Source organism: Streptomyces sp. NPDC048644, from assembly GCF_043199105.1.
Taxonomy (GTDB): domain Bacteria; phylum Actinomycetota; class Actinomycetes; order Streptomycetales; family Streptomycetaceae; genus Streptomyces.
On the sequence record NZ_JBICVO010000019.1, the window covers coordinates 78322 to 97871 of the forward strand.

Here is a 19550-nt window from a genome sequence, read left to right on the forward strand (position 1 = left end):
GGGGACCATCGTGGGGTGCGGCGGGCGGCGGGGCCGGTCAGCGCGCGGCAGGTGAAGGCGCGGATTGCGGGGCGCCGTCCCCGGCGGCGGTCGTCGCGTCGGGCGTGGCGTGGTCCTTGGTCGGATCCCACTTGATCGCCAGGCAGACGAGCATGCCGAGCAGCGGGACGACGGAGAGCGCCAGGAAGGTGTCGGCGAGCCCCAGCGCGTCCTTGATCTGCGGGAAGACGTAGAGACCGACGACGCTGCCGAAGCTGCCGACCATCCCGGTGACGCCGGTGCCCAGGGCGCGCACGTCGCTGCTGTACGAGAGCGCGGCGATGGACTTGCCGTTGGCGCCTGGGCCCGCGGCGTGGCAGAGGATGAACAGCACCGGCAGCAGGAACGCCACGGCGAGCGGGACCTTCTCGAAGGTCAGCCCCATCGCCACGAGGGCGACGAACACCCCGGCGAATCCGGCGGCGGAGCTGAGCCGCAGGCCCATGCGGCGGCCGACGTACGCGGAGAGCAGCCCGCCGGCGATGCCGAAGGCGTTGAAGACCATCGAGCCGACGGTCGCCTTCTCGAAGCTCTCACCGAAGATCGACAGGCTGATCAGCGGGAGGTACCAGCCGACCGCGAAGTACTGCATCGACTGGCCGAGCGAGATGACCGACGACAGGACGGTGCGCGGCAGGTAGGCGCCCTTGAAGAGCAGCCCGGCCTGGCGCAGCCCGATCGCCGGCGCGGCGGTCGCGGCGAGGGTGGCCTCGTCGGGCGCACCGGCGACGGCCTTGATCCGGTAGATCGTGTCCAGGTTGCGGACCGCCTCGTCCAGCCGTCCCTTGCTCGCCAGCCAGGTGGGGCTCTCGGCCAGCATCAGCCACTGGAAGAGCAGCAGCAGGGCGGCGACCACGCCTGCCGAGCCCACCGACCAGCGCCAGATGTCCGCGCCGGCGTCGAGGTGGAAGAAGACCAGGGCGAGCGCGAGGTTGCTGGTGGTGGCGACGTACCAGACGGCCTGCCAGAGGTTCAGCCGGCCGCCCATCTTGGCCGGGGTGTACTCGGCGAGCAGCGCCATGGCGACGGCGAAGTCGATGCCGTAGGCGATGCCCACCAGGACCCGGCCGAGCCAGACGACGGTGAAGTCACCGGCGAACGCGGCGAGCAGGGCGCCGGCGATGGCGAAGACCTTCGCGATCAGCAGCGGAGGGACGCGGCCGACGCGGGTGGCGAGCCAGCCGCCGACCGGGTTGAAGAGGATCGCCAGGGCCGGGGCGGTGGCCGTGAGGATCGAGACCTGGGTGCTGGACAGCTCCATCTGGGCCGTCATCGGTCCGAGCCCCGCACTCAGCGCGGCGTTCGAGTACGCGTCGAGGAACAGCCCGCCGAACACGAGGAACCAGATGATCTGCGCCCGGCCGGAGATCTTCCCCAGCCCATCGATGAGCCCAACGACGTCGGCGACGCCTTTGACGCTCGGACGTTGTGCCATGAATCCGCCTTCGGGAAGGACCCGCCGGCGGTGTGCAGAGCACAAAAAACAGGCACGACAAAACCACCGACAGGTGGTCTATGTCTGTGCCTGTCAAAACACTGCGGAAAGCGCCGCAGCACGTGAACTGCAAAGTACGAGCTAGCAGTGAGATTAAGAACGTGTCAGGAGAAACGTCAAGGGTTTCCGGCAGGTTACCCAAATGTGACGGGCGTACTGCCGTGACCCTGCGGGGCGCCGGGCCGCCGTCAGCCTGCCCACAGGGCCCCGGCCAGCGCGGCCCCCGCGAAGGCCGCGCCGAGCCCCGCCACCAGGCTCGCCGCGGCGTTCACCGCGGCGAAGAAGCGGGCGCCGTCCTCGGCCAGCCGCAGCGTCTCGTACGAGAACGTCGAGTAGGTGGTCAGCGCCCCGCAGAGGCCGGTGCCGAGCAGCAGCTGGACCTGCGAGGACGCGGCGCCGTGCGCCACCGCGCCGGTGAGCAGGCCCAGGACGAGGCAGCCGGTGACGTTGACGGTGAAGGTGCCCCAGGGGAACACGGTGTCGTGCCTGCGTTGCACCGTGCGGTCGGTGAGGTAACGCAGCGGGGCGCCGACCGCAGCGCCGATGATGACCAGCAGCCAGCTCACTGCGCCTCCTCGCCGTGGGTGTCGCGGGTGTAGCGGATGGTCTCGACGGCGTCGATGACCACCAGGCCGTCGCCCAGCACCTCGTCGAGGGACGGCAGGAAGGAGCGGATCCGCTCCTCGCTGTCGACGAGGACCACGGCGACCGGCAGGTCCTCGCTCAGCGAGAGCAGCCTGGTCGTGTGGATCAGGGCGGAGCTGCCGAAGCCTTCGACGCCGCGGAAGACGGAGGCGCCGGCCAGCCTTGCGGCGTGCGCGCGGTGCACGATCTCGGTGAAGACGGGCTTGTGGCGCCAGGTGTCGCTCTCGCCGACGAAGACCGTCGCGCGCAGGGCCTGTCCTGTGGTCCTCACTGTTGCCTCCACTCCACGACGCGGCGGGTGAGCGTGGCCGCGGTCCACACCGCGGTCAGGGCGGTGACCAGGGTGAGCGCCAGATAGGCGAGGGCGGTGGCGGCCCGCCCGTGCGTCAGCAGGTGCTGGATGTCGACGGCGTAGGTGGAGAACGTGGTGAAGCCGCCGAGTACGCCGGTGCCGAAGAACGGGCGGACCAGGCGGTGGGCCGCCCACACGTCGCTGATCAGCACCATGAACACGCCGATGGCGGCGCAGCCGGTGGCGTTGACGGCCAGGGTGGTCCAGGGGAACGCGCCGTCGGCGGTGGGCCACATCAGCGAGGCGCCGTACCGGGCGCTCGCCCCGATCGCGCCGCCGAGTGCCACCACGCCGAGCACCGCGCGCTGCCCCTGCGGCGTCCGGCGCGGCTGCGCGGGCGCATGGAGATCCCCATCGGGATCGGTGGGTTCGTTCGCCAAGGGAATCCGGGCCTTCACCACGTATCTCTCCTACTCGCCCGAGCGCCCGGTTGCGGGCGCGCCTGATCGCAAGTAGGGACCGTTGGCGGCGTCGTCGCCGCGGTTCGGGTACGGCGGGCCCCACCGCCGCGCGGCGCCCGTGGGCACCGCAGTGATCAGGATACCTCCGGGTCCTGGCGCCGTCCCCGGCGCCGGGGTGCCCGCCCGCCACACGGGTCCGGCCGGCCCTCTCGGGTCCTGGCCGGTACGTCCCTATGATGCGGCTGCCGCCTCTGGCCCCGCGGGCATCCCGTCGGCACCCGCCCAGGAGGATTCGCCATGACCGTCAGCGTCCTGCTCCCCCGGCCCGATGGATCGACGTACCGCAGGCGGCTGCGCGCCCCGGCCGCCGTCCCGCACAGCGGGCCCGCGCCCGCCACCCGCAAGGCGTACGCGGCGGCCCATGTGGTCGCCGACCCGCTGCGGACGAGCGCCGCCGGAGGGGCCGTCGACTGGGAGGCGACCCTGGCCGTCCGGCGCCGGCTGTGGCGCCTCGGTCTCGGGGTGGCCGAGGCCATGGACACCGCGCAGCGCGGCGCGGGCCTGCCCGCCGATGCCGTCGGCGAGCTGACCGCCCGTACGCTGGCCGCTGCCGCGGAGGTGGGCGGCGAGGTGCTGGTGGGGGTGACGACCGATCAACTGCCCGCCGGAGAGAGCACGTTGGACGCGGTGTGCGCCGCGTACACCGAGCAGCTGGAGCGGGTGCAGCGGCTCGGCGGGCGTGCCGTGCTGATGGCCAGCAGGCAGCTGGCGGCGAGCGCCCGCGGCCCCGGGGACTATCTCGACGTGTACCGGCGGCTGTGCGAGCACAGCGAGCGGCCCGTCGTGCTGCACTGGCTGGGCGAGGCGTTCGACCCGCAGCTGCGCGGATACTGGGGCAGTACGGACATCGACGCGGCGCGGCGCACGGTCCTGGAGCTGATCGAGCGGCACGCCGACCGCATCGACGGCATCAAGGTCTCGCTGCTCGACGCGGCCCGCGAGGTGGCGCTGCGCCGCCAACTGCCCGCGGGGGTGCGCCTGTACACCGGTGACGACCTGCACTACGTCGACCTGATCGAGGGCGACGCGCACGGTCACAGCGACGCGCTGCTGGGTGCTTTCGGCCCGCTCGCGCCGCACGCCGCCGAGGCCCTGCGGCGGCTCGGCAGCGGTGACCGCGCCGGCTACCGCGCGCTCCTCGCCCCCACTCTCCCGCTGAGCCGGACGCTCTTCGAGGCGCCGACCTACCACTACAAGACCGGCGTGACGTGGCTGGCGTACCTGTCGGGGCTCCAGTCGCACTTCCGGATGCTCGGCGGCCTGGAGTCGGCCCGTGGGCTGTTGCATCTGGTGGCGCTCGCGGAACGGGCCGACGACATCGGGCTGTTGCCCGAACCGGAGCTGGCGGCGGAGCGGCTGTCCGGCTACCTGCGGCTGCACGGGATCGGGTGAGCGCGGTGGAGCTGAGCCGTTGCAGCATCAACTCGGTCACCGTGCGCGCCCTCGGTCTGCCCGCGCTGCTGCGCGAGGCGGGGCGGCTGGGGGTCGCGGGCATCGCGCCGTGGCGGGATCTGATCGCGCCGTACGGGGCGGCGACCGCGGGGCGGATGATCGCGGACGCCGGGCTCGCCGTCTCCGGTCTGTGCCGCGGCGGCATGTTCACCGCGCCCACCGCTGCGGGCCGGCGCGCGGCGGTGGCGGACAACCTGCGGGCGATCGACGAGGCGCGGGCGCTGGGCGCGGACGTCCTGGTGCTGGTGTGCGGCCCGGTGACCGGCCGGGATCTGGCCGGTTCGCGGACCATGATCCGGGAGGGCATCGAGGCGGTGCTCGGGCACGCGCGGGCGGCCGGGGTGCGGCTCGGTGTGGAGCCGCTGCATCCGATGATGGCCGCCGACCGTTCGGCGGTCACGTCCCTGCGCGAGGCCAACGCGCTGCGGCAGGCGATCGGGGATCCGCAGCTCGGGGTGATCGTCGACGCGTATCACGTGTGGTGGGAGCACGACCTGGAAGCGCAGATCGCCGCGGCTGCCGGTCATCTGCTCGGCTTCCACGTGTCCGACTGGGTGACCCCCATCGAGGGGCAGCTCTCCAGCCGCGGCATGCCGGGCGACGGCTGCATCGATCTGCGGCGGATGCGCGGGTGGGTGGAGCGGGCCGGGTTCCGTGGGCTCGCGGAGGTGGAGATCCTCAGTGACCGGTGGTGGGCCGAGGAGCCCCGCGCCGTCCTCGACCTGGCCGCGGAGCGGTTCCTGGACGTGGTGTGAGGCGCGGCCCGTCGGCCGGAATCCGTGGTGCCGACGGGCCGCGGGACTTCTAGCCTGAGCGGCATGACGGACGAATCCTCGCGTGCGGCAGCGCTGTTGAAGGCCCAGGCCGATGCGGCCGAGCTGTTCGGCGAGGTGGAGCGGCGCGGTCTGGTGGCGCCGGGGCGCGGCGAGCGGGCGGTGAGCGACGCGGTCCGCGACCTGGCGTACGAGATGTTCGGCATCCGCCGCTTCTGGCACAAGCGGATCGTCCGCGCCGGGCCGAACACCCTGCACCCCTACCGGGGTAACCCGCCGGACCGGGTCATCGCCGATGACGACATCGTCTTCTGCGACTTCGGGCCGCTCTTCGACGAGTGGGAGGCGGATTTCGGACGCACCTTCGTGCTCGGCGACGATCCCGTCAAGCACCGGCTGCGGGACGATCTCCCGAGGCTGTTCGCGGCGGGCCGCCGGTACTTCGCGGGCCGTCCGGAGGTGACGGGCGAGGAGTTGTACGCCGAGGCCGTACGGCTGGCACGGGAGGCCGGCTGGGAGTTCGGCGGCCCGCACTCGGGGCATCTGGTGGGCGAGTTCCCGCACGAGAGGGTGGCCGGCGCGGAGGCCGACTCGTACATCGCCCCGGGCAGTTGCCTTCCGATGCGGCGCACCGACAGGTCCGGGCGACGCTGTCACTGGATTCTGGAGATCCATCTCGTCGATCCGGCGCGCGGTTTCGGCGGTTTTCACGAGGAGTTGCTCGACCTCGGCCATGACGGGGCGTCCGCCGGCGGCTGATCCGGGGCGTGCGGCGGTGGCCGCACCAACTCACCGTCAACCACGGGTTGACGCACCTCGCGCGTCAACTTACGGTTGACGCATGGTGGATCCCGAACGCACGACACATCCCGTCCGGCTCGACGACCTGATCGAAGCCATCAAGAAGGTGCACACCGACGCCCTCGACCAGCTCTCCGACGCGGTGGTCGCCGCAGATCACCTCGGCGAGGTCGCCGATCACCTCATCGGCCACTTCGTCGACCAGGCACGGCGCTCCGGCGCCTCCTGGACCGACATCGGCCGGAGCATGGGCGTCACCCGGCAGGCAGCACAGAAGCGGTTCGTCACCAAGGAGTCAGGGGAGACGGACCTCGATCCCCGGCAGGGGTTCAGCCGGTTCACCGAGCGGGCGAAGAACGTCGCGATGGCGTCGCAGAACGAAGCCCGCGCGGCCGGCAACGACAAGATCAGGCCCGAACACCTCGTGCTCGGCCTGCTGCACGAGCCGGACGGCATCGCCGCCGGCGCGATCGTGGCGCAGGACGTGCCGCTGGAGACCGTACGGCAGGCGGCGCTCGCGGTGCTGCCGGAAGCGGCCGGTGAGCTGCCCGACCTGATTCCGTACAACGCGGCGGCCCAGAAGGCCCTGGAGCTGACGTTCCGGGAGGCCCTGCGGCTGGGCCACAACTTCATCGGGACCGAGCACATCCTGCTGGCACTGCTGGAGTTGGAGGACGGCGCAGGCGTGCTCACCGGCCTCGGCATCGACAAGGCGCGGGCCGAGGCCCACATCGGTGCGGCCATCGCCGCCCTGATCGCCGCGCGCCAACAGGGCTGACCTTCAGGACCCGCGGCCGGCGGTCCCCTCCCCCGGGGCCCGTCGGCCGCCCGCGCTTCACGCCCGGTGCTTGGCCTCGAAGTGGGTGGAGTGGGCGGTGAGTTTCTCCAGCAGGGAGATCAGGGTCGCCTGCTCGTCCGGACTCAGCGAACCCGCCCACTCCTGCTCGCGCTCGTTGTGGGCGCTGAACGCGCCGGAGATGGCCCGCATGCCGTCATCGGTGAGCCCCAGGTGCACCGCGCGGCCGTCGTGCGGCGCGCGTTCCTTGGTGACAAGGCCGTCCCGTTCCAGGGTGCTCACCAGTGCGGACACCGCGGCGCGGCTCATCCCGGACAGTTCGGCGACCTTCTTCGCCTCGACGGGAGCTGCGAGCCAGACGGCGAACAGCACCCGGAAGCCGGGCCACGACCAGCCGCGCGGCCGGTGGACGGTGGACTCCAGGTCGTAGACGAGCATGTTTGCGGCGCGGTGCAGGGTGAGCACCAGGCGCATGGCGAGCGGATCCACGCCGGGCAGCTCGCGGGCGGTGCGCGACACGGCGTGGTCGATGAAGGACCAGAAGTGCAAGTGTTCGTTGTCCGGCTGTTCCTGGGGCACACCGGGAGTGTAGGCCGCGCCGGGCACGGCCTCCGGGCGGGCCGGGCGGAACTTCGTACGGAGGGGTTCACAGCGTCGGCATCCGGCGGTAACGTCGCCGATTAATCAAAGCTTTGATCGTTTCTTTCGGTGCGGTTGTCCCCGGCCCGCCCGCCAGGAGCAGCCGCACCGGCCCCCTTCCCAACGCACCGCGCGGTACCTCCACTTCACCCGTGTCACCCGTTTTCGCAGAACAGGTGAGTACCCATGCCGGAAACCCTCGCCGCCCCACCCAGCCCCGGCGCCCTGCGCGCCTGCCTGTCCCGCTTCGCCACCGGAGTCACCGTCGTGACCTACGTGGACGACGACGGCAGTCCACGGGGCGCCACCATGAACTCCTTCACCTCCGTGTCCACCGACCCGCCACTGGTGCTGATCAGCGTCGCCCGACGGGCCCGCAGCCACGACCCGCTGACCGGCCGGTCCTTCTGCGTCAACGTGCTCGGCGCCGAACAGGAGGCGCTGGCCCGGCAGTTCGCCGGAAATCGGGGCGCCGCCGAGCCCCGCTGGGCGACCGGCGTCCGTGTGCCCCGCCTCGCCGGTCCGCTCGCCTGGGTGGCCTGCGAGCCCTGGCGCGCGTACGACGGCGGCGACCACACCCTCGTCGTCGGCCGCGTCACCGGCACCGGACACCGCGACGGCGACGCCCTCACCTACGCCTGGAGCCGCTTCGGCACCGCCACCGAGTCAGCCGACGGCATCGAACACCTCAACTGACCCGCACCCGCACGTCTTCGAGGAGCCCCCCCATGGCCGCACGCACCGGCAAGGAATTCCTGGAACGACTCTCCGCCTCCCGCCCCACCGTGCACATCCAGGGCGAGACCCGCACCGGCGGCATCCAGGACCACCCCGCCTTCCGCAACGTGGTCCGCACCTACGCCGAGCTGTACGACCTCCAGCACTCCCCCGCGCACAAGGACGTCCTGACCTACCCGTCCCCCACCACGGGCGACCCCGTCGGCACGTCCTTCCTGACCCCGCGGACCCCCGACGACCTGGTCAAACGCCGTAAGGCTTTCAAGGTGTGGGCCGACCACAGCAACGGCATGCTGGGCCGCACCGGCGACTTCCTGAACAGCTCGCTGATGGCGCTGGCCTCGGCCGCCGACTGGTTCGCGCAGGCGGACCCCGCCTTCGGCGAGAACATCGGCCGCTACTACGAGCGGGTGCGCGAAGCGGACCTGCTGTGCACCCACACCCTCATCCCGCCGCAGGTCAACCGCTCGGTCGCGGGCCCCCAGCAGGGCGGCGGCAAGCTCGCCGCGCGCATCGTCAAGGAGGACGACAACGGCGTGGTCATCCGCGGCGCCCGGATGCTCGCCACCAGCGCGCCGTTCGCCGACGAGATCCTCGTCTTCCCCTCCACCGTGCTGCGCGGCACCCCCGATGACAAGCCGTACTCGTACGCCTTCGCCCTCCCCATCGACACCAAGGGCCTGCGCTACCTCGCCCGCGAGCCCCTCGACCTCGGCCGGCCGTCCCACGACCACCCGCTGGGCTCGCGCTTCGACGAGTCCGACTGTGTGGTCGTCTTCGACGACGTGCACGTGCCGTACGAGCGCTGCTTCGCCCTCGGCGACGCCGAACTGTGCAACGGCTTCTACGCGCAGACCTCGTCCATGGTGCACATGACCCACCAGGTCGTCACCCGCACCACCGCCAAGACCGAGTACATACTCGGCCTGGTCTCGCTGCTGACCGAAGCCATCGGCATCGAGCAGTTCCCGCACGTCCAGGGGGACATCGCCGAGATCATCGCCACCCTGGAGATGCTCCGCGCCTTCCTGCGGGCCGCGGAGGCCGATGCCGAGATCAACGCGTACGGCGTGCTGACCCCCGCCTTCGCCCCGCTCAACGCCGCCCGCAACCTCTACCCCAAGCTCTACCAGCGCTTCCCCGAGATCCTGCGCAAACTCGGTGCGTCCGGCCTGATGGCCACCCCGACCGAACTGGACCTCAGCGGCCCGGCAGCCGCCGACATCGAGGCGTACCTCCAGTCCGCGACGCTCACCGGGCCCGACCGCGTCAAGCTCTTCCGGCTGGTCTGGGACACCTGCATCTCGGCCTTCTCCGGACGCCAGGCGCTGTACGAGTACTACTTCTTCGGCGACCCGGTACGGATGGCCGGCGCGTATGTGACGTCGTACGACCGCGAGCCGTACAAGGCGAAGGTCCAGGCGTTCCTGGAGCGCTCCTGATGGCGCACCCGCTGGGCACACCCCCGTCGAAGATCATCGCGGTGCACCTCAACTACCCCAGCCGGGCGAAGGAACGCGGACGCACCCCCTCCCAGCCCTCCTACTTCCTCAAACCGCCGTCCTCACTGGCGGGCACCGGGGACGCCATCGTCCGGCCGCACGGCTGCGAACTCCTCGCGTTCGAGGGGGAGATCGCGCTGGTCATCGGCGAGCGCGCGCAGCGGGTGACGCCGCACGACGGCTGGTCGCACGTGCGCTGGGTCACCGCCGCCAACGACGCGGGCCTGTACGACCTGCGCCAGGCCGACCGCGGCTCCAACCTCCGCGCCAAGGGCGGCGACGGCTTCACCCCCATCGGCCCGCGCCTGCTCGACGCCCGCCGGCTCGACCCGGCCGCCCTGCGGTTGCGCACCTGGGTCAACGGCGACGCCGTGCAGGACGACACCACCGACACGCTGCTCTTCCCCTTCGGACAGCTCGTCGCCGACCTGTCCCGGCTGGTCACGCTGGAGCCGGGCGACGTCCTGCTCACCGGCACCCCGGCGGGCGCGTCCGTCGTGACACCGGGCGACGTGGTGGAGGTCGAGGTATCCGGCGGCAGCGCCTCAACAGGGCGGCTGCGCAACCGCGTTGCCGCGGGCGGACCGCTCGCCCCGTACGGCGCCCTGCCCGCGTCCGGCCCGGCCGAGCGCGCCGCCGCCCACGGCCCTGAGTACCCGCCGCAGCCGCTGCTCGACCCGCGCATCGACGCCGGACTGCGTTCGGTCGCCGTGGCCACCCTCAGCGCGCAGTTGCGCGGGCGCGGACTGCCCCACATGTCCGTGGACGGCGTCCATCCGGCCGCCGCCGGCACCCGCATGGTGGGTGTCGCGCACACCCTGCGCTATCTGCCGCTGCGCGAGGACCTGTTCCGGCACCACGGAACGGGCCTGAACGCCCAGAAACGCGCCATCGAGGAGCTGCGCACCGGGCACGTCCTGGTGATGGACGCCCGACGCGACACCAGCGCGGGCACCCTCGGCGACATCCTCGCGCTGCGCGCACTGAAGCGGGGCGCGGCCGGTGTGGTGACGGACGGCGGGCTGCGGGACAGCGCGGCGGTCGCCGCCACCGGCCTGCCGGTCTTCCACGGCGGTGCGCACCCCTCGGTGCTCGGCCGCCGTCACGTGCCCTGGGACACGGGGGTACCGGTCGCCTGCGGCGGGGCGCTCGTCCAGCCCGGCGACCTGTTGGCCGGCGACGACGACGGCGTGGTGGTCGTACCCCCCGGCCTCGCCGACGAACTGATCGCGGACTGCCGCGAACAGGAGCGCCAGGAACGGTTCATCACCGAGCGGGTGACGGCAGGAGACGGCATCGACGGCCTGTACCCGCTCGGCCCCGCCTGGCGCGCCCCGTACGAAGCCTGGTGCGCACGGCACGACCGGAGCGCCGGGCCCGGACCCGGACCCGGACCCGACGAAGGAGGCCACCAGTGAGGTTCCGCAGCGACCCGGCCACGATCCGCGGATCGATCGCCCCGGTCGTCACCCCGTTCACCGCCGAAGGCGCCGTCGACCACGACAGCCTGCGGGCGCTGATCCGCTTCCAGCTGGAGTCCGGCTCGCACGGCATCTCGCTCGGCGGGTCGACCGGAGAGCCCAGCGCGCAGTCCGTCGCCGAGCGGATCGCGGGGATGCGCACGGCGGCCGACGAGATCGGCGAGCGGGTGCCGTTCCTGCCGGGCACCGGCTCGCACAAGCTCGACGAGACCCTCGCCATGACCGCAGCCGCCCAGGAACTGGGCGCGGACGCGGCGCTCGTCATCACCCCCTACTACGCGCGCCCCACCCAGGAGGCGCTGTACCGGTGGTACGCCACGGTGGCCCGCGAGTTCCCCGGCCTGCCGATCGTCGCGTACAACGTGCCCTCGCGCACGGCCGTCGACCTGGCGCCCGAGACCGTGCGCCGGCTGTTCACGGAGTTCGACAACTTCGTCGGCGTCAAGGAGACGACGAAGGACTTCGAGCACTTCTCCCGCATCCTGCACGCCTGCGGCCGGTCCCTGCTCGTGTGGTCCGGCATCGAGCTGCTGTGCCTGCCGCTGCTCGCGCTCGGCGGCGCGGGATTCGTGTCGGCCGTCGCCAACCTCGCGCCGGCCGCCGTGGCCCGCATGTACGAGCACTGGGATGCGGGCGACTTCGACGCGGCCCGCGCACTGCACTACGGCCTGCACCCGCTGGTCGACCTGCTGTTCGTCGAGACCAATCCGGCCCCCGCGAAGTGGGTGCTCGCCCAGCAGGGCCGCATCGCATCCGCGCACGTACGCCCCCCGCTCATCCCGCCCACCGACGCCGGCCTGACCCGCGTCCGGGAGCTGCTCGCCGCGGGCGGCGGCCTCACCGCGCAGATCGGAGGAACCGCATGACGCCCCACACCCCCGAGGGACTGCCCTCGGTCATCCGGCACTGGATCGGCGGCGAGCCGGCCGACGCCGCCGACGGCCGCACCTTCCCCGTCACCGACCCCGCCACCAACACCCCCTACGCGCGGGCGGCGCGGGGCTCGGCCGCCGACGTCGACCGGGCCGTGACGGCCGCCCGCGCCGCGGCGGCACCGTGGGCGCAACTGTCCCAGCGCGCCCGCGCGCACGTCCTGCACCGCGTCGCCGACGCCGTCGAGTCCCGCCACGACCGGCTCGCGCGGTTCGAGTCCTACGACTCAGGGCTGCCGATCACCCAGGCCCGCGGGCAGGCCAAGCGCGCCGCCGAGAACTTCCGCTACTTCGCCGACGTCATCGTCGCGCTCGGCGAGGAGGCGTTCCGTCAGGGCGGGGACCAGATCAGCTATGTCGTACGGACGCCCGTCGGAGTCGCCGGACTGATCACGCCCTGGAACACCCCCTTCATGCTGGAGAGCTGGAAACTCGCCCCCGCGCTCGCCGCCGGCTGCACGCTGGTGCTCAAGCCCGCCGAGTGGACCCCGCTGTCCGCCTCGCTCTGGCCGGAGATCTTCGCCGAGGCCGGGGTGCCCGACGGGGTGGTGAACCTCGTGCACGGCATCGGTGACGAGGCGGGCCAGGCCCTGGTCGACCACCCGGACGTGCCGCTGATCTCGTTCACCGGCTCGACCGCCACCGGCCGCCACATCCTCCGCTCGTCCGCCGAGCACCTGAAGACCGTCTCCATGGAGCTGGGCGGCAAGTCCCCGGTCGTCGTCTTCGCCGACGCCGACGTCGAAGCCGCCATCGACTCGGTGGTGTTCGGGGTGTTCTCCCTCAACGGCGAGCGCTGCACGGCCGGTTCGCGGGTCCTCGTCGAGCGCCCGCTGTACGAGGAGTTCACCCGCCGCCTCGCCGAGCGGGCCGGGCGCGTGGTCGTGGGCCCGCCGTCCGACCCGGCCACCGAGGTGGGCGCGCTCGTCCACACCGAGCACTACGCACGCGTCCTGGGCCATGTGGCGGCGGGGCGGCAGGAAGCCAGGCTCGTCGCGGGCGGCACGCGCCCCGCGCACCTGCCCGAAGGCAACTACCTCCGGCCCACCGTCTTCGCCGACGTGCCACGCGACGCCCACATCTTCCAGGAGGAGATCTTCGGCCCGGTGGTGGCCGTCGCGCCGTTCGACGACGAGACCGACGCGGTCGACCTGGCCAACGCCACGCGGTACGGCCTGGCCGCGTACATCTGGACCCGCGACCTCCAGCGCGGCCACCGCATCGCGCACGCCGTGGAGTCGGGCATGGTGTGGCTCAACTCCCACAACGTACGCGACCTGCGCACCCCCTTCGGCGGCGTCAAGGCCAGCGGGATCGGCCGGGAAGGCGGCGCCCACAGCATCGACTTCTACACCGAATCCAAGATCGTGCACGTCGCGCTCGGCGCGGTGCACACCCCGCGCTTCGGAGCCGCCTCGTGAACACCCCCGTGCCCGACGTGATCCGCGCCGCCTACGCCCAACTCGTCGTCACCGACCTCGCCGCGGCCCGCTGGTTCTGGGTCGACATGCTCGGCTTCCACCTCCAGTACGAGGACGCCACCTCCCTGTACCTGCGCGGCACCGACGAGCTGACTCACCACTCCCTGGTCCTGCGCACGGGCGAGGCCGCCGCCCTCGGCCATCTCGCCTACCGGGTGCGCACACCGGACGACGTCGAGCGGGCGGCGGCGTTCTTCACCGCGCGGGGCCTGCCGGTGCGCCGCGTCCCCAAGGGCCAGGGCACACGCGGTGTGGGCGACGCCGTACGCGTCATCGACCCGCTCGGCTTCCCCGTCGAGTTCTTCCACGAGATCGAGCACGCCGAGCGGCTCATCCAGCGCTACGACATCCGCCACGGCGCCGAGATCGCCCGCCTCGACCACTTCAACATCTGCACCCCCGACATCCCCGCCGCCTACGCCCACTACGCGTCGCTCGGCTTCGGCTGCTCGGAGACCATCGAGGGCGACGCGCACGAGCTGTACGCAGCGTGGATGTACCGCAAGCAGACCGTCCACGACGTCGCCTTCACCGGCGGCGCCGGGCCCCGTCTCCACCACGTGGGGGTGGCCACCCACGAGTCCCATCAAGTGCTGCGCTGCGCCGACCTCTTCGGCTCGCTGCGCAAGCAGCACCACATCGAGCGCGGCCCCGGCAGGCACGGCGTCTCCAACGCCTTCTACCTCTATCTGCGCGACCCCGACGGGCACCGCGTGGAGATCTACACCTCCGACTACTACACCGGCGACCCCGACCACGAGACCTACCGCTGGAACGTCCACGACGACCGGCGCCGCGACTTCTGGGGCAACGCGGTGATCGAATCCTGGTACAAGGAGGCCACCCCGGTCCTCGGCCTCGACGGCACGCCCCGGACGGTTTCCGACGCCCTGCTGGACGAGTCGGCGCTGCGGATCGGCGCGGACGGGCTGGGCTGAGGGGTGAGTCGGTGCCGGTCCACGACGCGTCGCTCCCCGATCGGGCGCGCCTCTTCGATACTGGAGGGTGTCCACGAGCTTGCCGACGTCGGGTGAGGCCCCTGGGGCCTGACCGGCACCCGCACAGGAGGAACCGTTGAAGATGCTCATGAACGTCGCCGAGAACGTCGTGGCGGACGCGCTGCGCGGGGTGGCGGCGGCCCATCCCGAGCTGGTCGTGGACGTGGCGAACCGGGTGATCGTGCGGCGGGACGCGCCGGTCGAGGGAAAGGTCGGGCTGGTCTCCGGGGGCGGCAGCGGGCACGAGCCGCTGCACGGCGGTTTCGTCGGCCCCGGGATGCTCGACGCCGCCTGCCCCGGTGAGGTGTTCACCTCGCCGGTGCCGGACCAGATGGTGCGCGCGGCGGCTGCCGTCGACAGCGGCCGGGGCGTCCTGTTCCTCGTCAAGAACTACACGGGCGATGTGCTCAACTTCCGGATGGCGGAGGAGCTGGCGCAGGACGAGGGCATCCAGGTCGCGAGCGTGCTCATCGACGACGACGTGGCGGTGACCGACTCGACCTTCACCGCAGGGCGGCGCGGCACCGGCGCCACGCTCTTCGTGGAGAAGATCGCCGGGGCCGCCGCCGACGAGGGCGCGCCGCTGGAGCGGGTGGAGGCCGTCGCCCGGCAGGTCGTCGCGTGCTCCCGCAGCTTCGGGGTGGCGCTCGCCCCCTGCACGACCCCGGCCAAGGGCAGCCCGACCTTCGATCTGCCCGCGGGAGAGCTGGAGTTGGGGGTCGGCATCCACGGCGAGCCGGGGCGCGAGCGGCGCGCCATGATGACCTCGCACGAGATCGCGGACGTGGCGGTGGACGCCGTCCTCACCGACCTGGAGCCAAGGCTTCCGGTCCTGGTGCTGGTGAACGGCATGGGGGCGACGCCGCTGCTTGAGCTGTACGGGTTCACCGCCGAGGTGCACCGGGTGCTGGCCGAGCGCGAGGTCGCGGTGGCCCGTACGCTCGTCGGCAACTACGTCACCTCACTGGACATGGCCGGGGCCTCGGTCACGCTGTGCCAGGTGGACGGGGAGCTGCTCCGCCTGTGGGACGCTCCGGTACAGACACCGGGGCTGCGCTGGGGCCGCTGAGACCGACGAGCCGGAAGGCGACGCGACGTGCTGCCGTCCCCGAGCCCGCCGCCGCCCGCCCGTACCTGTCCGTGAACTGAGCAGCAGAGGAGCAGTCCGTGTCCGAATCGGCCCTGGATGCCGCGTTCTTCATCCGCTGGATGACGGCGTCCGCCGCATCCGTCGACCGGGAGGCCGACCGCCTCACCGAGCTGGACTCCGCCATCGGCGACGCCGATCACGGAAGCAACATGCGGCGCGGTTTCACCGCCGTCGCCAAAGCGCTGGAGGAGGAGCCCCCGGCGACTCCGGGGGCCGTACTGATGGCGGCCGGGCGGCAGTTGGTGTCGACGGTGGGCGGCGCTTCGGGCCCGCTGTACGGCACGCTGCTGCGGCGCGCGGGCAAGGCGCTCGGCGACGCGGAGCGGGTCACCGTCGACGAGCTGCGCGCCGGGCTGCGCGCCGGAGTGGACGCGGTGGGACAGCTCGGCGGGTCGGCGCCGGGCGACAAGACGATGCTCGACGCGCTGGACCCGGCGGTCGAGGCGCTGGCCGCCTCACTCGACGCGGCGTCAGCCGCGGCCGACGAGGGCGCGCTGGCCACCGTGCCGATGCGGGCCCGCAAGGGCCGGGCGAGCTACCTCGGGGAGCGCAGCGTCGGGCACCAGGACCCGGGGGCGACGTCGTCGGCGCTGCTGTTCGCGGCCCTCGCGGAGGCCGCCAAGTGAGCGGCACGGGCGGCGGGTCCGGGCAGGTCGGCATCGTGCTGGTGTCGCACAGCGGCCCGGTGGCCGAGTCCGTCGCCGCGCTCGCCACGGGTCTGGCCGGCGGCGGCGCGACGGCTCCGATCGCCGCGGCGGGCGGCACCCCGGACGGCGGCCTTGGCACCAGCGCTGACCTGATCGTCCGGGCGGCGCACGCCGTGGACGGTGGGGCCGGTGTGGCGCTCCTCGTCGATCTGGGCAGCGCGGTGCTGACCGTCAAGGCACTGCTCGCCGAGGGCGACGAACTGCCCGATGGCGCACGGCTGGTGGACGCGCCGTTCGTCGAGGGCGCGGTGGCCGCCGTGGTCACCGCGTCGGCCGGCGCCGACCTGGCGGCGGTGGCGGCAGCGGCGGGCGAGGCGTACGACTACCGCAAGGAGTAGGCACCACCGGGGCCCGCGGGCCCCGGGCGCGCGACCGGCTCAGGGCTTGCGGGCGACGGCGGCGTAGCAGGCGGCTTCCGCGTCCGTGACGTGGGTGGCGTCCTCGGGCCGGTCGGGGCGCCACTGGTGGGAGAGGGCTATGCCGGGCTCCAGGAGCTCCCAGCCGTCGAAGAAGCGGGCGAACTCGGCGCGGCTGCGGAACTGCAGCTCGGTGCCCGCGTCGCGGTAGATCTTGACGATCTTGCCCATCGCCTCGGGCGCGAAGTCCGTCGTGGCGTGGGTCATGGCCAGGACACTGCCGCTGGGCAGCGCGTCCTTGAGGTAGTCGACGATGGCGTGCGCCCGGCCCCGTCCTTCGTCGGTGACGAAGTGCATCAGGGCGTTCAGGCTGAGCGCGACCGGCTGCTCCAGATCGAGGGCCTCCAGGAGCTGAGGCGCCGTCAAGATGCCGGTGGGTTCGGTGACATCGGCCTGGACGTAGGCGGTGCGGCCTTCGGGGGTGCTGAGCAGCAGCGCCGCGGCGTGCGCGAGGACGATCGGGTCGTTGTCCGTATAGATGACCCGGGCATCGGGTGCCACGCGCTGCGCGACGTCGTGGAGGTTGGGCGGGGTCGGGATGCCGGTGCCTATGTCCAGGAACTGGCGGATGCCCGATTCGGCGAGGAGCCGGGTGGCGCGGTGCATGAACTCGCGGTTGATGCGGGCGGCGACCAGCGCGGCGGGGAAGACCCCCAGGACGCTGCCGGCCGCCATCCGGTCGGCGAGGAAGTTGGTCTTGCCGCCGAGGAAATAGTCGTAGATGCGGGACGAGTGGGCCCGGTCCAACTGCAGGTCCACCGCGGGCCTTTCGTGGTCGCTCATCGCGCGCTGCCTCCCCTGGTACGGCGGGCCGCACGGACCGGCGGCCATGATCGATTGTGGCATCGGATTCCGGGGCACGTCACTGTCCGCGGGCGGGGAGAGCCCTGCCCCGCGGGCGCCGGATCATGCCCGGGGCGCACGAGCGCGTGGAACGGTGCGCGATGAGGCGGCGTACGCCGGGCGCACAGTCATGCCAGGCAAAGATGACGGGGCCATGCGTAGTCATATGAATACCCAACGGAAGATTTCTTGGCTCCGGGTGCCACAAATGGCCCTCCTTTCCTGTTCATTGGAAGAGAGGACAACCGTCCTCCCGTCGCCTCAGGCACCTCCGGTGCCCCGTGCGACGGCGCACGGCGAACGGAACGAGGACGGCTCGTGAGCGCAGACCGGGACCGACTCCTGCCGGCGTGTGTGGAGGCGCACGCCCGCCCAGCGGCATCGGCCGCACTCCCCTGGCGCCCGCGCGCGGTCGCCGGTGCGCGCCTGGCCTGCGACCGCGCGCGGTGGCGACCAGGACGGCCGACGCAGAAGAGGCGCACATGAGCAGATACAGCGCCCCGCGCACGACCGGCGCGGAACCGGAACGGGAGAGCAGCCGTCATCTGTCCCTCACCTTCGAGGCGTTCCACTCCACGCACGCCCGCAAGTGGCTGACCTACGCCTACCTGCACACCGGGAGCCAGGCCGCAGCTGCCGACGTCACCCGGGCCGCCTACCGGCAACTGGCCGCGCTGTGGCCGCACGCCCTGCGGCAGGCGTCGGTGGAGGCGTACGCCTGGTCGGTGCTCAAGGAACGCGTCGTGGAGTGGCTCTACGACCACCAGCAGCCCACGGCGCTGACCGAGACCGCCGCCTTCGCCGTGGTCACCCAGGCCCTGTTGCGCGAATGCCAGCAGCAGTTCGCGCTGCTGGAGAGCCAGTTGGGGCTGTACGCGGCGATCGCCAGGCTGCCCGAGCGGCAGTGCGACGTGATCGTGCTGCGGCACGTGATCGGCTACAGCGACGCACAGATCGGCGCGCTGCTGGGCGTCGACGAGGTCACCGTCCGCTCGCACGCGAGCCGGGGCAAGCGCAAGCTCGCCGCCGCGCTCGGCATGGACCAAGGAAGCCCAAGGGGGAACTGAACATGGCACCCACCCATCACGCAGGCCGCAGGAACACCGTCGAGGCCCTGTTGAACGCCGCGGCCGACGTATCGGACATCACCGGCCTGGCCGGCTTCGCCGATCTGGACGATCTCGGCGTGCTCGACGGGCTCGACGGGCTCGACAGCGCCGCCGACGACGGCGGTCCGTGGCCGGCGGCCGGGCCCGACACCGTCCGCACCCGGCGCAGCGACGCCGGCGCGCCCAGCGCGTACCTCAGCGCCCGCGACGAGGCCACCCATGAACTCGACCTGGCCTGCGCGCTGGTGGTCAACGCGGCGGCTGCGGCGGCCAGCCTCGAACGGCTGGTGAACGACCACCGCATCGACCCGGAGGGCGCGCTGGTCTTCGCGTGCCTGCTGCACATCACGGGACGCACCGAGGCCGCGCACTTCTGGTGGCACTTCGGCTCCGGCGCGGGCAGCAGGACCGCCGCCTACTGCCTCTACCTCTCGCACCGCCGCAACGGCGAGTTCCGGGACGCCGCGTACTGGCGCGAGCAGGCGGCGCACGCCCCCGACGAGGAGCGCAGGACCGTGCCCGCCTTCGACGACCAGCAGTTGCTGCCCGACTCCGCGCGCCACAACCTCCTCGTCCAGTGGCACAGCGGCCTCGCGCCGACGCTGCCCACGGCGCTGGAGAACGTCATCAACCGGCTGACCGTGGACAGCGACGACGAGGACTTCGGCGAGATCCCGCACCCCTCGCCGACGCTCGTGCGGGACCTGGGCCGGGCCCGCTGAGCCGCGCCCCGAGCGCCA

At 72.5% G+C, this 19550-nt stretch carries 21 protein-coding genes; 15 read left to right on the forward strand and 6 right to left on the reverse strand.

Annotated elements, in window-relative coordinates; translation table 11 throughout:
- Positions 1–37: 37 nt before the first annotated feature.
- From ACGFNI_RS31430 to crcB (ACGFNI_RS31445), 4 genes are all read right to left on the reverse strand, one after another.
- Positions 38–1474, reverse strand: a complete 1437-nt coding sequence (locus ACGFNI_RS31430) for an MFS transporter (RefSeq protein ID WP_393688457.1) — start codon at positions 1472–1474, stop codon at positions 38–40.
- A gap of 248 nt (positions 1475–1722) precedes the next feature.
- Positions 1723–2100, reverse strand: a complete 378-nt coding sequence (gene crcB / locus ACGFNI_RS31435; RefSeq protein WP_393688459.1) for a fluoride efflux transporter CrcB — start codon at positions 2098–2100, stop codon at positions 1723–1725.
- Positions 2097–2450 (reverse strand): DUF190 domain-containing protein, encoded by a 354-nt coding sequence (locus ACGFNI_RS31440; protein WP_393688461.1) that lies wholly within the window; start codon positions 2448–2450, stop codon positions 2097–2099. Before ACGFNI_RS31440 ends, crcB (ACGFNI_RS31435) begins: the two co-directional genes overlap by 4 nt.
- Positions 2447–2911: a fluoride efflux transporter CrcB gene (gene crcB, locus ACGFNI_RS31445; protein ID WP_393688562.1), complete on the reverse strand. Its 465-nt coding sequence runs from the start codon at positions 2909–2911 to the stop codon at positions 2447–2449. The genes ACGFNI_RS31440 and crcB (ACGFNI_RS31445) overlap by 4 nt, the downstream gene beginning before the upstream one ends.
- A gap of 318 nt (positions 2912–3229) precedes the next feature.
- On the opposite strand from crcB (ACGFNI_RS31445), the gene ACGFNI_RS31450 reads away from it, so the two are divergent.
- From ACGFNI_RS31450 to ACGFNI_RS31465, 4 genes are all read left to right on the forward strand, one after another.
- Positions 3230–4384 carry a DUF993 family protein gene (locus ACGFNI_RS31450; protein ID WP_393688462.1) on the forward strand — a complete coding sequence of 385 codons (1155 nt, stop codon included), beginning with the start codon at positions 3230–3232 and terminating at the stop codon, positions 4382–4384.
- A 5-nt stretch (positions 4385–4389) separates the two neighbouring features.
- On the forward strand, positions 4390–5199 hold the full coding sequence (locus ACGFNI_RS31455) for a sugar phosphate isomerase/epimerase family protein (RefSeq protein WP_393688464.1): 810 nt from the start codon (positions 4390–4392) through the stop codon (positions 5197–5199).
- Between the two features lie 63 nt (positions 5200–5262).
- Entirely contained in the window at positions 5263–5976 is a 714-nt protein-coding gene (locus ACGFNI_RS31460; protein ID WP_393688466.1) for a M24 family metallopeptidase, read from the forward strand.
- Positions 5977–6058: 82 nt separating this feature from the next.
- A complete protein-coding gene (locus ACGFNI_RS31465; protein ID WP_393688468.1) occupies positions 6059–6796 on the forward strand; it encodes a Clp protease N-terminal domain-containing protein in 738 nt (245 codons plus the stop codon).
- A gap of 57 nt (positions 6797–6853) precedes the next feature.
- Here the strand turns inward: ACGFNI_RS31465 and ACGFNI_RS31470 are convergent, their stop codons facing one another.
- The gene (locus ACGFNI_RS31470; protein WP_393688470.1) at positions 6854–7393 is read right to left on the reverse strand and encodes a MarR family winged helix-turn-helix transcriptional regulator; all 540 of its coding nucleotides are present in this window, start codon (positions 7391–7393) and stop codon (positions 6854–6856) included.
- 246 nt (positions 7394–7639) lie between these two features.
- Between ACGFNI_RS31470 and ACGFNI_RS31475 the strand changes: the two genes are divergently transcribed.
- The 9 genes from ACGFNI_RS31475 (at position 7640) to ACGFNI_RS31515 (ending at position 16780) form a co-directional block, all read left to right on the forward strand.
- Complete coding sequence (locus ACGFNI_RS31475; protein WP_393688472.1) at positions 7640–8149, forward strand: flavin reductase family protein; 510 nt, start codon at positions 7640–7642, stop codon at positions 8147–8149.
- A gap of 32 nt (positions 8150–8181) precedes the next feature.
- On the forward strand, positions 8182–9633 hold the full coding sequence (gene hpaB, locus ACGFNI_RS31480) for a 4-hydroxyphenylacetate 3-monooxygenase, oxygenase component (protein WP_393688474.1): 1452 nt from the start codon (positions 8182–8184) through the stop codon (positions 9631–9633).
- Positions 9633–11111, forward strand: a complete 1479-nt coding sequence (locus ACGFNI_RS31485; protein ID WP_393688476.1) for a fumarylacetoacetate hydrolase family protein — start codon at positions 9633–9635, stop codon at positions 11109–11111. The genes hpaB and ACGFNI_RS31485 overlap by 1 nt, the downstream gene beginning before the upstream one ends.
- Complete coding sequence (gene dapA / locus ACGFNI_RS31490) at positions 11108–12040, forward strand: 4-hydroxy-tetrahydrodipicolinate synthase (RefSeq protein ID WP_393688478.1); 933 nt, start codon at positions 11108–11110, stop codon at positions 12038–12040. Before ACGFNI_RS31485 ends, dapA begins: the two co-directional genes overlap by 4 nt.
- Complete coding sequence (gene hpaE, locus ACGFNI_RS31495) at positions 12037–13527, forward strand: 5-carboxymethyl-2-hydroxymuconate semialdehyde dehydrogenase (protein WP_393688480.1); 1491 nt, start codon at positions 12037–12039, stop codon at positions 13525–13527. The genes dapA and hpaE overlap by 4 nt, the downstream gene beginning before the upstream one ends.
- Positions 13524–14525: a 3,4-dihydroxyphenylacetate 2,3-dioxygenase gene (gene hpaD, locus ACGFNI_RS31500; RefSeq protein ID WP_393688482.1), complete on the forward strand. Its 1002-nt coding sequence runs from the start codon at positions 13524–13526 to the stop codon at positions 14523–14525. Before hpaE ends, hpaD begins: the two co-directional genes overlap by 4 nt.
- Positions 14526–14661: 136 nt before the next feature.
- Entirely contained in the window at positions 14662–15654 is a 993-nt protein-coding gene (gene dhaK / locus ACGFNI_RS31505; RefSeq protein WP_393688484.1) for a dihydroxyacetone kinase subunit DhaK, read from the forward strand.
- A 140-nt stretch (positions 15655–15794) separates the two neighbouring features.
- Positions 15795–16361 carry a dihydroxyacetone kinase subunit DhaL gene (gene dhaL, locus ACGFNI_RS31510; RefSeq protein ID WP_393688564.1) on the forward strand — a complete coding sequence of 189 codons (567 nt, stop codon included), beginning with the start codon at positions 15795–15797 and terminating at the stop codon, positions 16359–16361.
- A complete protein-coding gene (locus ACGFNI_RS31515) occupies positions 16358–16780 on the forward strand; it encodes a PTS-dependent dihydroxyacetone kinase phosphotransferase subunit DhaM (RefSeq protein ID WP_393688486.1) in 423 nt (140 codons plus the stop codon). The genes dhaL and ACGFNI_RS31515 overlap by 4 nt, the downstream gene beginning before the upstream one ends.
- A gap of 39 nt (positions 16781–16819) precedes the next feature.
- Here ACGFNI_RS31515 and ACGFNI_RS31520 read toward each other — a convergent pair whose 3' ends face one another.
- Positions 16820–17641: an SAM-dependent methyltransferase gene (locus ACGFNI_RS31520; RefSeq protein ID WP_393688488.1), complete on the reverse strand. Its 822-nt coding sequence runs from the start codon at positions 17639–17641 to the stop codon at positions 16820–16822.
- A gap of 542 nt (positions 17642–18183) precedes the next feature.
- Here ACGFNI_RS31520 and ACGFNI_RS31525 point away from each other — a divergent pair.
- Positions 18184–18768 carry an RNA polymerase sigma factor gene (locus ACGFNI_RS31525; RefSeq protein ID WP_393688489.1) on the forward strand — a complete coding sequence of 195 codons (585 nt, stop codon included), beginning with the start codon at positions 18184–18186 and terminating at the stop codon, positions 18766–18768.
- A 2-nt stretch (positions 18769–18770) separates the two neighbouring features.
- The gene (locus tag ACGFNI_RS31530) at positions 18771–19532 is read left to right on the forward strand and encodes a hypothetical protein (protein ID WP_393688491.1); all 762 of its coding nucleotides are present in this window, start codon (positions 18771–18773) and stop codon (positions 19530–19532) included.
- The last annotated feature ends 18 nt before the right edge of the window (positions 19533–19550 follow it).

Bases quoted from the DNA above. Each gene is read 5' to 3' on its own strand.
- ACGFNI_RS31450 (WP_393688462.1), top strand. From the start codon at position 3,230: ATGACCGTCAGCGTCCTGCTCCCCCGGCCCGATGGATCGACGTACCGC.
- ACGFNI_RS31460 (WP_393688466.1), top strand. From the start codon at position 5,263: ATGACGGACGAATCCTCGCGTGCGGCAGCGCTGTTGAAGGCCCAGGCC.
- ACGFNI_RS31430 (WP_393688457.1), bottom strand. From the start codon at position 1,474: ATGGCACAACGTCCGAGCGTCAAAGGCGTCGCCGACGTCGTTGGGCTC.
- ACGFNI_RS31520 (WP_393688488.1), bottom strand. From the start codon at position 17,641: ATGAGCGACCACGAAAGGCCCGCGGTGGACCTGCAGTTGGACCGGGCC.
- ACGFNI_RS31465 (WP_393688468.1), top strand. From the start codon at position 6,059: ATGGTGGATCCCGAACGCACGACACATCCCGTCCGGCTCGACGACCTG.
- ACGFNI_RS31475 (WP_393688472.1), top strand. From the start codon at position 7,640: ATGCCGGAAACCCTCGCCGCCCCACCCAGCCCCGGCGCCCTGCGCGCC.
- hpaE (WP_393688480.1), top strand. From the start codon at position 12,037: ATGACGCCCCACACCCCCGAGGGACTGCCCTCGGTCATCCGGCACTGG.
- ACGFNI_RS31525 (WP_393688489.1), top strand. From the start codon at position 18,184: ATGAGCAGATACAGCGCCCCGCGCACGACCGGCGCGGAACCGGAACGG.
- ACGFNI_RS31530 (WP_393688491.1), top strand. From the start codon at position 18,771: ATGGCACCCACCCATCACGCAGGCCGCAGGAACACCGTCGAGGCCCTG.
- dhaL (WP_393688564.1), top strand. From the start codon at position 15,795: ATGACGGCGTCCGCCGCATCCGTCGACCGGGAGGCCGACCGCCTCACC.
- hpaB (WP_393688474.1), top strand. From the start codon at position 8,182: ATGGCCGCACGCACCGGCAAGGAATTCCTGGAACGACTCTCCGCCTCC.
- ACGFNI_RS31485 (WP_393688476.1), top strand. From the start codon at position 9,633: ATGGCGCACCCGCTGGGCACACCCCCGTCGAAGATCATCGCGGTGCAC.